We start from the raw sequence: 13,746 nt of genomic DNA, 5'->3' as shown, positions 1-13,746 counted from the left end.
AGCCGCCCCGGTCAGCTCGCGGTCGTACGCTCCGGGTCGTCCGCCGTCGTGTCGACGCGCAGCCACCGGTAGCCGTACGGCTCCAGCTCCGTGCGCAGACGGCCGTCGCGCGGGATGGTGACGGCGGCGCCGGTCAGCACGTCGGTGAGCACCGTGCCCGGCTTCAGCTCGGGCGCCTTCGTTTCCGCGGTGACCGTGTGGTCCGCGAAATTGTGCAGGGCCAGCACGGCCCCCTCCGGGAGCGAGCTGATGTGGGCGAGGACGGCGGGCGCGGGGGTGTCGAGGACCTCGTACGTCCCCCAGGCCAGTTCGGGCGCCCCGCGGTAGCGCTCGATCATCAGGCGCATGCGCGCGAGCAGCGATCCGGCGTCGTGGGTCTGGTCGTGCACGTTCACCCGCCCGGGGCCGAACTCGCCCTCGCACAGCGGGTTCGGGAACGCTCCGGCGTCCGCGGTGGAGAAGCCGGCGTCGTCGTCGGCGGTCCACTGCATCGGCCCGCGCACGGCCTGTCGGCCCTCCGCGGCGAGATTCTCACCCATCCCGATCTCCTCCCCGTAGTAGAGGACGGGCGTACCGGGCAGGGTGAACAGCAGGCTGTAGGCGAGTTCCAGCCGCCGCCTGTCACCGCCGACCATCGGGGGCAGTCTGCGGCGCAGACCGCGGTCGTAGAGCTGCATGTCCTTCTCGGGGCCGAACGCCTCGAAGACCTCGGCGCGTTCGTCGTCGCCGAGCTTGTCCAGGGTCAGCTCGTCGTGATTGCGGACGAAGGTGGCCCAGTGGGCGTCGCGGGGAGCGGCGGGCCGCGTACGGAGGGCGTCGGCGAGCGGGGACGAGTCGCCGCGGGCCATCGAGAGGTACATCCGCTGCATGCCGATGAAGTCGAAGCACATCGTCAGTTCGTCGCCGCGGCCGGAGCTCGGTTCGCCGAAGAACAACGCCGTCTCGTCGTAGGGGAGATTGACCTCGCCCAGCAGCACCGCGTCGCCGCAGTGGCGGCCGAGGAAGGCGCGCAGATCCGCGAGGTACTCATGGGGGTCGGGCAGCCGGCCGGCGTCGTCCTGCCCGTCGGTCTCCAGCAGGAACGGCACCGCGTCGACCCGGAAACCGGAAAGACCGAGCTGGGTCCAGAACCCCATGATGCGGGCTATCTCGTCCCGCACGGCCGGGTTGGTGATGTTGAGGTCGGGCTGCTGCTTGTAGAACCGGTGCAGGTAGTACTGGCCGGACGTCCGGTCGTACTCCCACAGGCTCTTCTCCGCGTCCGGGAAGACCACGCCGGAGGGTCCGTCCTCGGGCGGCTCGTCGCGCCACACGTACCAGTCGCGGTGCGCCGCGTCGCGGCCCGAGCGGGCGTCCTCGAACCAGGGGTGGTGCTCGGAGGTGTGGTTGACCACCAGGTCGGCGATGACCCGGATGCCGCGGTCGCGGGCGGTGCGGACGAACTCGGTGAAGTCGCCGAGCGTGCCGAGGCGGGGGTCGACTCCGTAGAAGTCGGTGATGTCGTAGCCGTCGTCGCGTTCGCGTGTCGGGTAGAAGGGCATCAGCCACACACAGGTGACACCGAGGCGCACCAGATGGTCGATCCGCTGGGTGAGGCCCGCGAAGTCGCCGGTGCCGTCGCCGTTGCTGTCCTGGTACGTCTCGACGTCCAGGCAGTACACCACCGCGTTCTTCCACCACAGGTCGGAGGTCCGGGTCAGCCTCATCGCGCACGCTCCGCGGTGTAGGCCCGCGGACGGGTCACGTCGAGCTGCGGCAGCACCTTGGCGCCGAACGCCTCGATGAAGGCGGCCTGTTCCTGCCCGACGTGGTGCAGCATCACCGCGTCGAAGCCGAGGTCGGCGTACTCCTGGAGCCAGGCCGCGTGCCGGCCCAGGTCGGAGGAGACGTTGACGCAGTCCGCGACCTGCTCGGGGGTGACGTGCTCGCTGACACTGTCGAAGAGCTCCGCCGTCTCCAGGTCCCAACTGGCGGGCGGACCATGGACGTTGGAACGCCACTGGTGGTGGGCGACGGCGAGGGCCGTGTCGTGGTCGGGGTCCCAGCTGAGATGGACCTGGAGGTGCAGCGGGCCGGTCCCGCCGGCGGAGCGGTAGGCGTTGATGATCCGCGTCAGCTGTTCGTGCGGGGCGTTCACGGTGATCAGGCCGTCGGCCCAGTCCGCGCACCAGCGCGCCGTCGCCTCGCTGCACGCGGCGCCGATCAGCGGCGGTGGGGTCGGGGGACGGGTCCACAGCCTGGCCCGGTCCACCGTCACCAGGCCCTCATGGCTGACCTCCTCGCCGCGCAGCAGGGCGCGGATGATGTCGACGCACTCGCGCAGCCGCGCGTTGCGTACCTCCTTGCGGGGCCACCGCTCGCCGGTGATGTGCTCGTTGGACGCCTCACCGCTGCCGAGAGCGGCCCAGAACCGTCCGGGGTACATGGCGGCGAGACTGCCCACCGCCTGCGCGACGATCGCCGGGTGGTACCGCTGGCCCGGCGCGTTGACGACGCCGAACGGTATGCGGTCGGTCGCCTGCAACGCGGCGCCGAGCCACGACCAGGCGAAGCCGGATTCACCCTGCCGGGCGCTCCAGGGCGAGAAGTGGTCCGAGCACATGGCGGCGGTGAAGCCCGCCTGTTCCGCGTGGACCACCGCGCTCAGCAGGTCGGCAGGCGGTACCTGTTCGTGCGAGGCATGAAATCCGTAGACGGTCATGAAGGGCGCCTACCCGCCGATGCCGGGATCATCGGGACACCGCTCTCGCCGACGGTGGCGGACCCGGCGCGTGGGCTCGGGCACGCGGACTCTCCGTGCGCCGGGCCACGCGCCGAGAGGGGCCGCCGGAGCCGCGATGCTCGTCGAGGCGGCCTTCACCCTGTGACCTCAGGTGGTGCGGCGGTGGATGCGGGCCTCCCACGGGGCGAGGACGGCGTGACCGGACGGTGCGGGGTCCGCCGCGTCGGTCGCCTCGCCGGCCGGGACATTGCCGAGGAGCAGTTCGGCGTCCTGCCACCCGTCCGGCAGCGGCACGGCAACCGCCTCGGAGCTCAGGTTGGCGACCACGAGCAGTACGGTGCCGCCGTGCTGCCGGGTGAAGGCGTAGACCCGTTCGTCGTCCGGCAGCAGCATCGTGAAGTCGCCGTGCACGACGGCGGGTTCATCGTGTCGCAGGGCGATCAGCCGGCGGTAGTGGTGGTAGACGGAGTCCGGGTTCGCGCGGGCGGCTGCCGCGTTGACCTCGGTGTGATCGGGATTGACCGGCAGCCACGGGGTGCCGGTGGTGAAACCGGCGTGCGGCGACGCGTCCCACTGCATGGGGGTACGGGCGTTGTCCCGGCCCATCGCCCGCAGGCCCGGCAGGACGTCCTCGGGCTTCTCCCCGGCCCGGAGCGACTGCGCGTAGTGGTTGAGCGTCTCGATGTCCCGGAAGTCCTCGATCGAGCGGAACGGCGCGTTGGCCATGCCCAGTTCCTCGCCCTGGTAGACGTAGGGCGTGCCCCGGTGCAGATGCAGCACGGTGGCCAGCGCGGTGGCGGAGCGCACACGGTGCCGGGGGCTGTCGTCGCCGAAGCGGGAGACCGCGCGGGGCTGGTCGTGGTTGTTCCAGTACAGGCTGTTCCAGCCGGTGTCCGCGAGCTCCGTCTGCCAGCGCCCGAGTGAGGCCTTGAGGTCGGTCAGACGCAGGGGCCTCAGGTCGAACTTGTGGCGGCCGTGGTCGAGTCCGACATGCTCGAACTGGAAGACCATGTCGACCTCGGCTCGCGCCGGATCGGTGAACAGCCGGGCCTGCTCCACGGTCACGCCCGGCATCTCGCCCACGGTCAGCAGCCGCCCCGGGTACCGGGCGAAGACCTCGCGGTGCATCTCCTGGAGGTGGTCGTGGATACGGGGACCGCACACGAAGTGGGGCGAGCCGTCGCCGAGGGGGCCGTCACCGGTCACGGCGCCGTCCGGCAGCGCCGGGTCCTTGGAGATGAAGTTGACGACATCCATCCGGAAGCCGTCGACACCGCGGTCGAGCCACCAGCGCATCATCGCGTACACGGCCTGACGCAGCTGCGGGTGCTCCCAGTTGAGGTCCGGCTGCTTGGGCGAGAAGAGATGGAGGTAGTACCCGTCGCTCGCGGGGTCGTGCGTCCAGGTGGGTCCGGAGAAGAAGGAGCCCCAGTTGTTCGGTTCGCGGCCGTCGCGCGGAGGCCGCCACCAGTACCAGTCGCGCCGGGGGCTCCGAGGATCGCGGGACTCCTGGAACCACGGGTGCTCGTCGGAGGTGTGGTTGACCACCAGGTCCATCACCAGCTTCATCCCGCGTTCGTGCACGGCCGCCAGCAGCCGGTCGAACGCCGCCAGGTCGCCGAAGACCGGGTCGATGTCCTGGTAGTCGCTGATGTCGTAGCCGTTGTCGTCCTGGGGCGAGGGGTAGACCGGCGACAGCCAGATGACGTCGATGCCCAGATCCGCGAGATGGTCCAGGCGCTGCGTGATGCCGGCGAGGTCACCGATGCCGTCGCCGTCGGAGTCCGCGAAGCTGCGCGGATAGATCTGGTAGACGACCGCGGACTTCCACCACGCGTCGCCCTCCTGCGGTACGCCGTCGGCTGCGATGGCTTCCTCCCTGGTCCGATGCGTATCCGATCGCGGGACTTCTTCCCCCCTCCTTCCCCCGCGACGGCGGTCCTACTGGCGGTCGTCGCGAAGGGGCCCTAGGCCGGACGGAGGATGCGCGGGCGTGCCCGCCCGCGCCCGGGGCAGGCGCTCACCATGGCCATTCTCAGGACAGCCGCCCGCCCCCTGCTCGCCTCCGTCTTCGTCTCGGGAGGATTCCGTACGCTGCTCGACCCGCGCTCCGTGGCGCCGGCCGCCGCACCCGTGGCGCTGCCCGTCGCCGAACGGGTGCCCCGGCTGCCGGAGGACACCGAGCGGCTGGTCCGGATCAACGGCGCCGTCCAGCTGGGCGCCGGCGTGCTGCTCGCGGCCGGTCGTTTTCCGCGTGCCTCGGCCCTCGCCCTGGCCGCCTCGCTCGTCCCGACCACGCTGGCCGGGCACGCCTGGTGGAAGACCGAGGACCCCGAGGAACGGGCTCGCCTGCGCACCCAGTTCACCAAGAACGTGTCCCTCTTCGGCGGTCTGCTGATCGCGGCGGCGGACACGCACGGGAAGCCGTCGCTGGCCTACCGCTCGCGCACCGCCGCCTCCGCAGGCCGGCGCCGCACCCGTCGCGCCGGACGCGATCTGGGTGCGGCGGTCTCCGGCGTGGCGCACGACGTGCGGTCGGCGGCGGGCACGGTACGCGACCGTCTGCCGGTGGGCTGAGCCGCACCGGCGCCGCGCACCGCGCGCCAGCGCCCCGTACGGCTCGGCGGCCGTCAGGCGTCGATGATCACCGGGATGACGAGCGGCTTGCGGCGGTGGGTCCGGAACGCCCAGGACGCCACCGCGCGGCTGATGAGCTGCTCCAGCTGGAGGGCGTCGCCGACGCCTTCCAGCGCGGCCTTCGCCAGGACCTTCTCGATCACCGGGACGACCGTCTCGAAGGTCGAATCGTCATGGACGAATCCGCGGGCCAGGAAGTCCGGTGCCTCCGCCAGCGCCCCGGTGTCGGCGTCCACGATGGCGACGACGGTGACCACGCCTTCCTCGGCGAGGGTCACGCGGTCCTTGAGGGAGGCCTCGGTGGCGCCGCCGACGGCCATGCCGTCCACGTAGACGTTGCCCGCGGGCACCTTGCCGGTGATGGAGGCGCGTCCGTCGACGAGGTCCACGACGACACCGTCCTCGGCGATGATCACGCGGTCCGGCTCGACGCCGGTACGGATGGCCAGGTCACCGTTGGCGCGCAGATGACGCCACTCGCCGTGGACCGGCATGACGTGACGCGGCTTCACGATGTTGTAGCAGTAGACGAGTTCGCCGGCGCTGGCGTGGCCGGAGACGTGAACCTTGGCATTGCCCTTGTGGACGACGTTGGCGCCCCACCGGGTCAGGCCGTTGATCACGCGGTAGATCGCGTTCTCGTTGCCCGGGATCAGTGAGCTGGCGAGGAGGACGGTGTCGCCCTCACCGATACGGATCATGTGGTCGCGGTTGGCCATCCGCGAGAGCGCGGCCATCGGCTCGCCCTGGGACCCGGTGCACACCAGGGTGATCTGGTGGTCCGGCAGCTTCTCCAGTTCCTTCAGACCCACGATCAGGCCCTGGGGAACCTTGAGATAGCCCAGATCGCGGGCGATACCCATGTTGCGGACCATCGACCGGCCCACGAAGGCGACCTTGCGGCCGTACTGGTGGGCGGCGTCCAGCACCTGCTGGATGCGGTGCACATGGCTGGCGAAGCTGGAGACGATGACACGCCGCGGCGCCGTGCGCATCACCTGCTCGATGGCGGGGTTCAGGTCGCGTTCCGAGGTGGTGAAGCCGGGCACCTCGGCGTTGGTGGAGTCGGTGAGGAACAGGTCCACACCCTCCTCGCCGAGGCGGGCGAAGGCACGCAGGTCGGTGATCCGCTGGTCCAGCGGGAACTGGTCCATCTTGAAGTCACCGGTGTGCAGCACCATTCCGGCGCCGGTGCGGATCGCGATCGCGAGGCTGTCCGGGATGGAGTGGTTGACCGCGACGAACTCGCAGTCGAACGGGCCGAACCCGCGGCGGTCGCCCTCCTTGACCCGCACCGAACGCGGCTTGATGCCGTGCTCCTTGAGCTTGGCCTCCAGGAACGCGAGCGTGAGCTTCGAGCCGACGACGGGAATGTCGCGCCGCTCGCGCAGCAGATACGGCACCGCGCCGATGTGGTCCTCGTGGCCGTGGGTCAGCACGATCGCCACGATGTCGTCCAGGCGGTCCCGGATCGAGGTGAAGTCGGGAAGGATCACGTCCACACCCGGCTGGTGCTCCTCGGGGAACAGCACACCGCAGTCGACGATGAGCAGTTTGCCGTTGTGCTCGAAGACCGTCATGTTGCGGCCGATCTCGCCCAGGCCGCCCAGGGCGACGACCCTCAGCCCTCCCTTGGGCAGCGGCGGGGCGGCTTTCAGCTCTGGGTGCGGGTGGCTCATGCCTCGACGTTACCGGAGAGGCCCCTGGGGTGATCCTTTGGCATACCCCTCCCGTGGCTCCGGTCCGCCAGGTCCTCCGGACGACCCCGGGTGAACCACCTGCCCGAGGGCGGACGGCGCCCCGGTGCGGTGGCGCTGTCGGGCGGCATCTCCGCTCCGGAGCGGAGATGCCGAACCGCGTCGCGGCACTACGGAGCGGTGATCCAGTCGTACGCCGCCCGTGCCGTGAACTCGCTCTGGCCGCCCGCGTACAGCAGTCCCGCCGCGCGGAACGCAGGATCGTCGGCCGTCGCCGCCACGTACGGGATCGCGATGCACCGCATCCCCGCTGCGTGGGCGGCCGCCGCACCCGGCGGGGCGTCCTCCAGCACGACGCAGTCGGCGGGCTCGGCGCCGAGCCGGCGGGCCGCCTCCAGGAAGACATCGGGTTCCGGCTTGCCGCGCCCGACCTCCTCGGCCGAGACGAGGGTGGTGAGGAAGGCGTCCAGGCCGGTGGCGGCGAGCACCGCCTCGATGGCGGCCCGGGACGAGCCGGACGCCACGGCCATCGGCACCCCCTCGCCGTGCAGCAGCTCCACGAGCCCCCGCATCTGCGGGTACACGTCCGTCGACGCGGCGGCGAGTGCCAGGTAGTGCCGGTTCTTGCCGGCCAGCAGTTCCTCGACGGGTGCGGAGATCGTGTACTCCTCGCGCAGCGCCTCCAGGGTCTCGCGCGTCCCGATGCCGATGAAGTCGGTGTGGCGCTCCCAGCCGAAGTCGGTCACGCCGTACTCGGCGAGCAGCCTGCGCCCCGCCTCGTAGTAGTTCGGCTCGCTGTCCACGAGTGTTCCGTCGAGGTCGAAGATGACCGAAGGGGTGCGCGGCTGGCTCATGCCCCCCAGCATGCCAAGGCGCGGTTCAGCGGCCGCTGCCGGCTGCCCGACCGACCGACTCGACCAGCGGCAGCAGCCGGTGCGCCACGCGCTCGCGCAGCGCCATCTCGGTGCGGGTGCGCACTACGCCCGGCAGCTGGATCAGGCGCTGGATGACGTCCTCCAGATGGCCGTTGTCACGGGCGGCGACCCGGGTCAGCAGATCACCGCCGCCGGTGATGGAGAAGGCCTCGATGATCTCCGGGATGGCCGCCAGCGCGTCGCCGACCTCGTCCAGATGCCCCTGGGTGACCTCGATGTGGACGAAGGCCAGCACCGGATGACCGAGAGCGGCGGGGGAGAGGTGGGGCCCCGTGCCGGTGATCACGCCGTCCCGTTCGAGGCGGTCGATCCGGGCCTGCAGGGTGCCCCGCGCGATGCCCAGCAGCCGGGCGTACTCCCGCGCGCTGGTGCGCGGCTGCTCCATCAGCAGTCGCAGGATGCGGGTGTCGAGCGCGTCCACGGCCATGGTCCGTTGGCCTCCTGCTGGTCCGGATGATCCGCCATCGACTGTACCAATGGCCCACCTCGGACCGATCGAGTTGAGCCACCGGCATCCGGAATGCTTTCCTCTGGTGAGAGGGCGCTGCGCAGCGCCGGACCGGCGACGCCGCCACTCCGGACCCGCGGCGCCTTTGCCGTGTCTGCAGGGTGAGCCGAACAGCGAGGGGGCGGGACGACAGCCGTGAGGAGCGTGACCGGTGTGAAGAGGATGTTCAGCGCCCCCGACCCGGGGCGTCTGCGGCTGCGTGTCTCCCTGCGCGCCGTGCTCGGTATCGGCCTCGCGGTCGCCGCCGCCGAAGCCGCCGGGCTCTCCCTCGTCGCCTCGATCACCGGCGGTCTCGCCGCCCTCCTCGCGCTGTTCACCGTCGGCGACGCGACCGTGCGCCGCCAGGCGGTCACCACCGCGCTGCTGCCCGCCGCGGGCTTCCCCGTACTCGCCCTCGCGACCACCCTGCACGGTGAGCCGCTGCTGCGCGCCGCCGCCTGGCTCGTCGTGGTCTTCTGCGGGGTCTACGCCCGGCGCTGGGGGCTGCGCGGACACGCGCTCGGCATCTTCGCGTTCATGATGTTCTTCGTCACCCAGTTCCTGCACGCGCTCCCGGCCCAGCTGCCGGAGCTGTACGCGGCGGTGGCACTGGCCCTCGCCGCCGCCTCGGCGGTCCGCTTCGGCCTGTGGTGCATCGAACGGCGCACCCCGCCGCCCGCTGCCCCCGCGCCGCTGCCCGGCACCGGACTCGCCCGCCCCACCACCCGCCAGGCCTTCCAGGCGACCTTCGCCTGCGCCGTGGCACTCGCCGTGGGCGAGGTCGTCTCGCCCGACCGCTTCTACTGGGCCGTGGGAACCGCCTGGTGGATCTTCGTCAACACCGCTTCGCGCGGCGAGACCCTCGTCCGCGGCTTCCGCCGTGTCGTCGGAACGGTCACCGGCATCGCCGCGGGACTCCTGATCGCGATCCCCATCGCCGGCGCCCCGCTGCCGACCGCCGCGCTCGTCGCCGTCTGCGTCTTCGGGATCTTCTACACCGCCGCGCCCTCCTACAGCTGGATGATGTTCTTCGTCACCGTCATGGCGGGCCTGCTCTACGGGCTCCTCGGCGTCCTCCACCCGGGCCTGCTGCTCCTCCGCTTCCAGGAGACGGCGGTCGGTGCCCTCGGCGCGGCCCTCGGAGTCGCCCTGATCCTGCCCGTCACCACGCACGCCGCGACCGATGCCTGGATCCGGCGCGCGCTGACCTGCGTCCACGGCTGCACCACCGCGGCCGCCCGCCGGCTGGCCGGGGACAGCACGGCCGACCCCGCGTCCCTCGCGGCGGAGCTGGAGCTGCTGCTCGGCCGGGTGCGCCTGTCCCTCGCCCCGCTCGTCCACCCGCTGAGCCCGCTCCGGGCCCGCAAGGCGCGCGCCCGGCAGGTCATCGTGCTGCTCGACGACTGCGCGCGAGAGGTGCGCGGGCTCGCCGCCGTCGCCGCGGAGCCGGCCGGCCGCACGGCCTCGCACGACGCGCGCCTGGCCACCGCCTGTCGCCGCGTCGAGACCGCCGTCCACGCGCTCGTGGCCCCCGCGGCGGGCCGCGCCGACGCTGACAGCGCGGCTCTCGCGCCCCACGCTCACCTCGCGTCCGACGTTGCACTCACGCACCTCCATGCACTGGAGCAGGCGCTCGCGGACCTCGCCGCGCCGCTGCACACATCCCCGCGCGCCCCGCTCGTGCCCGCCTGACCAGGGGCATGGACAGGAAGCACGTGAATGAGGCATTTTCTCCGCGTACACAGAGGGTGGATCAGCGTGTTCACTGGGTAACCAGTGCGGCATCCACGTACGTCCTTCCAGGGCCCCGGGGGTACGCACCATGCGGAAGTCACTGCTCAGATCGCTGCGGAGGGCCCTCGTCCCGGAAGAGGCGCACGCCCCCGGCAGGCCGGAGCCGGTGACGGAGAGCCGCTGCCCCGTCACCGGCTCCGGCCGGCCGATCGCCGTCACGCCCCACGCGGCGGGCGCAGTGGTCGAGGAGGCCGAGGACTTCGTCCGGCTCCATCACCGCGAGGAGCGCCCGGGAGTGGACCCGGCGGCCCGGATCGCCGCCGTACGCGCGGAGATCGACGCTACCGGCACCTATCGGCACACCGCCGACGAACTCGCCTACGGCGCCCGGGTCGCCTGGCGCAACAGCAACCGTTGCATCGGCCGCCTCTACTGGCGCTCCCTGCGTGTCCGCGACCGCCGCCAGGTCGAGGACGCCGAATCAGTCGCCCGCGAGGCGGCCCTCCATCTGCGGGAGGCGACCAACGGCGGCCACATCAGGCCCCTGATCACCGTGTTCGCCCCGGACACCCCCGACCGGCCCGGCCCGCGGATCTGGAACGAACAGCTCGTGCGGTACGCGGGCTACCGCACCGGCGGGGGAGCCGTCGTCGGCGATCCGCGCAACGCGGGTCTCACCGAACTCGCCCTGCGCCTCGGCTGGCCGGGCGGGCCCGGTACGCCCTTCGACGTCCTGCCCCTGGTCGTCGAGGACGCCGACCGCAAGCCCCGCCTGTTCGACCTGCCGCCGGACGCGGTGCTGGAGGTCGAGCTGAGACACCCCGAGGACGACTGGTGCGCCGACCTCCGTCTGCGCTGGCACGCCGTCCCGGCGATCGCCAACATGTGCCTGGAGATCGGCGGGGTCTGCTACCCGGCGGCGCCGTTCAACGGCTGGTACATGGGCACCGAGATAGGCGCGCGCAATCTCGCCGACACCGACCGCTACGACCTGCTGCCGCGCGTCGCCGAACTGCTGGGGCTCGACACCACCACGGACCGCTCGCTCTGGAAGGACCGCGCGCTCGTGGAGCTGAACCGGGCCGTCCTGCACTCCTTCGACCGCGCCGGGGTGACCGTCACCGACCATCACACCGAGTCGCGCCGCTTCCTCACCCACATCGACCGGGAGGAGAGCCGGGGGCGCGGGGTCGGCGCCGACTGGTCGTGGATCGTGCCGCCGATGTCGGGCTCGGCGACCCCCGTGTTCCACCGCACCTACGACCCGACCGAGTGGAGACCCGCCTACGTCCATCACCCGGAGGCCCGCGCTCGTGCGGCCGGGGTCTGGAACGGGTGACGACACTTGGTCTAGACCGCTGCTACCGTCGGCCGGGCCACCAACGATCAGCGGGGCAGGAGCGATCGGCGGGGCACGAGAGATCCGTGGGAACAGTGGGAGGGAACGGCGTGGGCAACACGAACACCGGACGGGCATTCATAGGGTCCTTCACCTCCGCCGGCGGCCGGGGGATCATCGCCGCCGCCGTGGACGGGACGACCGGAGCCCTGACCGAGACGGGAGCCAGCGACGCTCTCGCGGATCCCTCGTACCTCACGCTGGCGACCGCCCCCGGCGGGCCGGTCCTCTATGCCGTCTCCGAGACCTCTGAGGGGGCCGTGGCGGCCTTCGACGTGCAGGGTTCGGCTCCCAGGCCGATCGGCGGCCGCGTGCCCGTCTGCGGCGCCGGGCCGACCCATCTCACCTACAGCGACGGCCATCTGCTCACGGCCAACTACGGCTCCGGCAGCGTGAGCGTGCTCCCCGTCAAGACCGGCGGTGAGCCGGACGCTGCCAGCGGTGTGCTCCAGCACGAGGGTGCAGGCCCGCACCCGGACCGGCAGCGCGGTCCGCACGCCCACCAGGTGCTGCCCGACCCCAGCGGACGCTGGGTCCTCGGAGTCGACCTCGGGACCGACGCCGTACGCGTCTTCGCGCTCGACCCCGAGGCCGGCGAACTGACGCAGCACCGCGAAACGGCGCTGCGCCCCGGCACCGGGCCCCGCCATCTGGCGTTCCACCCCGCCGGCACACACGCCTATGTGCTGAACGAGCTCGAACCGACCCTCACCGTCTGCCGCTGGGACGCGGACACGGGCGTGCTCGAACCGGTCGGTGAGACGCCCGTGCTGCCCGACGGCGCGGACGGGCCCGTCTACCCCTCCGAGGTGGTGGTCTCGCACGACGGCCGCCATCTGTGGGCCGCGAACCGCGGACACGACAGCATCGCCGTCCTCGCGCTCGACGAGAGCGGTGAACGGCCGGAGCTGATCACGACCGTCCCGTGCGGCGGCCACTGGCCGCGCGACCTGGTCCTGGACCCGACCGGCCGCAGGCTCTACGCGGCCAACGAGCGCTCCGGCAACGTCACCTGGTTCGACATCGACCCCGACACCGGAGTGCCGCACCGGGCGGGCTCCCTGGACGCCCCCGCGGCCTCCTGCGTGGTCTTCGCCTGACGCACCCCCGGGGCTCCCCGGCCCGCGGGAAGGGCCCGCACCGAGCTGACGGTGCGGGCCCGACGCGTCGTGCGGTGTCCGTCAGTGAGCGGGCGAGCCCTGCGGCTGCGGGCTGATGCCCAGCGCGGCCGCGTACTGGGACAGCACCAGCTTGCCGATCGCCGGGTAGGCGCCCAGCGGCTCGGACGCAGCGCAGCCGGCCTCCTTCACGGCGGCGTCGAGCAGACCCTCGGGCAGCTCGGGGCCGACGAGGTACGGCGCCAAGGCCAGCTGCGTCGAACCGGAACCGCGCAGCTGGTCACCGATCGCGGCGACGGCGCCCTCCTGGTCGAGGGCCGCGGCCATGACCGGCACCGCGAGCCGTGCGGCGAGCAGCATGCCGGTGATGCCGGCGGCCTGGACGGCCTCGTCACCGCCCACCGTGGCCAGGATGATGCCGTCGGCGGCCGTGGCGACGGTGAACAGCCGTGCGCGGTCGGCGCGGGCGAGCCCCGCCTCGGAGAGCCGCACGTGCATCGCCTCGGCGAGCAGCGGGTGCGGGCCGAGGACGTCCGTCAGCTCGGCGGCGGCGCGGCTGTCCATGACGGCCTGGCGGATGCGCCGCATCAGGACGTTGTCCGGCCCCGCGAGCAGCGGCACCACGACGGCGGCGGGGCCCTCGGGCTCCGCCACTTCACGGCCGGCCGCTCTGGCGATCTCGTACCGCTCGGTCCGGCGCGCGGCGGTGTGGGCGAGCACGGTCGCGAGGGTGGGGTACTCGGAGTCGTCGCCGTCGAGGTAGCCGATGCCGGCCTCGAGGCCGGGAAGCTCGGACCGGGCGATGCTTATGACCTCTTCGGCCAGGCTCCGGGTGGAGGGCCCGGGAGCGCCGGGCACGGCGAGCACAAGCGCGGGCGCGCCCTCGGGAGCGGCCACGGGTTCCGGGCGGCGGTGCCGTCCGGACTGACGCGGTCGCGGGCTTCGTACAGGCAGGCCGGATGCCGGCCCAGTGGGGGAGCTCATGGCGCCGCATGCTACTGGTTTTGTGGGTGCGGC

11 protein-coding genes are annotated in these 13,746 nt (G+C 72.2%); 4 read left to right on the top strand and 7 right to left on the bottom strand.

Features of this window, described 5'->3' with window-relative positions; translation table 11 throughout:
• Positions 1-11: 11 nt before the first annotated feature.
• The 3 genes from OHA05_RS04490 to OHA05_RS04480 all read right to left on the bottom strand — a co-directional run bounded on the left by OHA05_RS04490 (position 12) and on the right by OHA05_RS04480 (position 4,528).
• Positions 12-1,706, bottom strand: a complete 1,695-nt coding sequence (locus tag OHA05_RS04490) for an alpha-amylase family protein (protein WP_328859875.1) — start codon at positions 1,704-1,706, stop codon at positions 12-14.
• A complete protein-coding gene (locus OHA05_RS04485) occupies positions 1,703-2,701 on the bottom strand; it encodes a TIGR03885 family FMN-dependent LLM class oxidoreductase (protein WP_328859874.1) in 999 nt (332 codons plus the stop codon). The genes OHA05_RS04490 and OHA05_RS04485 overlap by 4 nt, the downstream gene beginning before the upstream one ends.
• A 168-nt stretch (positions 2,702-2,869) precedes the next feature.
• Positions 2,870-4,528 (bottom strand): glycoside hydrolase family 13 protein, encoded by a 1,659-nt coding sequence (locus OHA05_RS04480; RefSeq protein WP_328863332.1) that lies wholly within the window; start codon positions 4,526-4,528, stop codon positions 2,870-2,872.
• Positions 4,529-4,747: 219 nt separating this feature from the next.
• Here OHA05_RS04480 and OHA05_RS04475 point away from each other — a divergent pair, with 219 nt between their 5' ends.
• Entirely contained in the window at positions 4,748-5,299 is a 552-nt protein-coding gene (locus OHA05_RS04475) for a DoxX family protein (RefSeq protein WP_328859873.1), read from the top strand.
• A gap of 53 nt (positions 5,300-5,352) precedes the next feature.
• Here OHA05_RS04475 and OHA05_RS04470 read toward each other — a convergent pair whose 3' ends face one another.
• From OHA05_RS04470 to OHA05_RS04460, 3 genes are all read right to left on the bottom strand, one after another.
• The gene (locus tag OHA05_RS04470; RefSeq protein ID WP_313947710.1) at positions 5,353-7,038 is read right to left on the bottom strand and encodes a ribonuclease J; all 1,686 of its coding nucleotides are present in this window, start codon (positions 7,036-7,038) and stop codon (positions 5,353-5,355) included.
• A 188-nt stretch (positions 7,039-7,226) separates the two neighbouring features.
• Positions 7,227-7,910 carry an HAD family hydrolase gene (locus OHA05_RS04465; protein ID WP_313947711.1) on the bottom strand — a complete coding sequence of 228 codons (684 nt, stop codon included), beginning with the start codon at positions 7,908-7,910 and terminating at the stop codon, positions 7,227-7,229.
• Between the two features lie 25 nt (positions 7,911-7,935).
• Positions 7,936-8,418, bottom strand: a complete 483-nt coding sequence (locus OHA05_RS04460) for an Lrp/AsnC family transcriptional regulator (RefSeq protein ID WP_313947712.1) — start codon at positions 8,416-8,418, stop codon at positions 7,936-7,938.
• 243 nt (positions 8,419-8,661) lie between these two features.
• On the opposite strand from OHA05_RS04460, the gene OHA05_RS04455 reads away from it, so the two are divergent.
• From OHA05_RS04455 to OHA05_RS04445, 3 genes are all read left to right on the top strand, one after another.
• The gene (locus OHA05_RS04455; RefSeq protein ID WP_313949107.1) at positions 8,662-10,170 is read left to right on the top strand and encodes an FUSC family protein; all 1,509 of its coding nucleotides are present in this window, start codon (positions 8,662-8,664) and stop codon (positions 10,168-10,170) included.
• Positions 10,171-10,300: 130 nt separating this feature from the next.
• Complete coding sequence (locus tag OHA05_RS04450; protein ID WP_313947713.1) at positions 10,301-11,551, top strand: nitric oxide synthase oxygenase; 1,251 nt, start codon at positions 10,301-10,303, stop codon at positions 11,549-11,551.
• Positions 11,552-11,661: 110 nt separating this feature from the next.
• Complete coding sequence (locus OHA05_RS04445) at positions 11,662-12,711, top strand: lactonase family protein (protein ID WP_313947714.1); 1,050 nt, start codon at positions 11,662-11,664, stop codon at positions 12,709-12,711.
• An 81-nt stretch (positions 12,712-12,792) separates the two neighbouring features.
• On the opposite strand, the gene OHA05_RS04440 is transcribed toward OHA05_RS04445, so the two are convergent.
• The gene (locus tag OHA05_RS04440) at positions 12,793-13,713 is read right to left on the bottom strand and encodes a sirohydrochlorin chelatase (RefSeq protein WP_313947715.1); all 921 of its coding nucleotides are present in this window, start codon (positions 13,711-13,713) and stop codon (positions 12,793-12,795) included.
• Between the last annotated feature and the right edge of the window lie 33 nt (positions 13,714-13,746).

It is taken from the genome of Streptomyces sp. NBC_00306, assembly GCF_036169555.1.
GTDB lineage: Bacteria > Actinomycetota > Actinomycetes > Streptomycetales > Streptomycetaceae > Streptomyces > Streptomyces achmelvichensis.
Note: the sequence above shows the minus strand (reverse complement) of the source record. Positions and strands in the feature narration are given on the sequence as shown.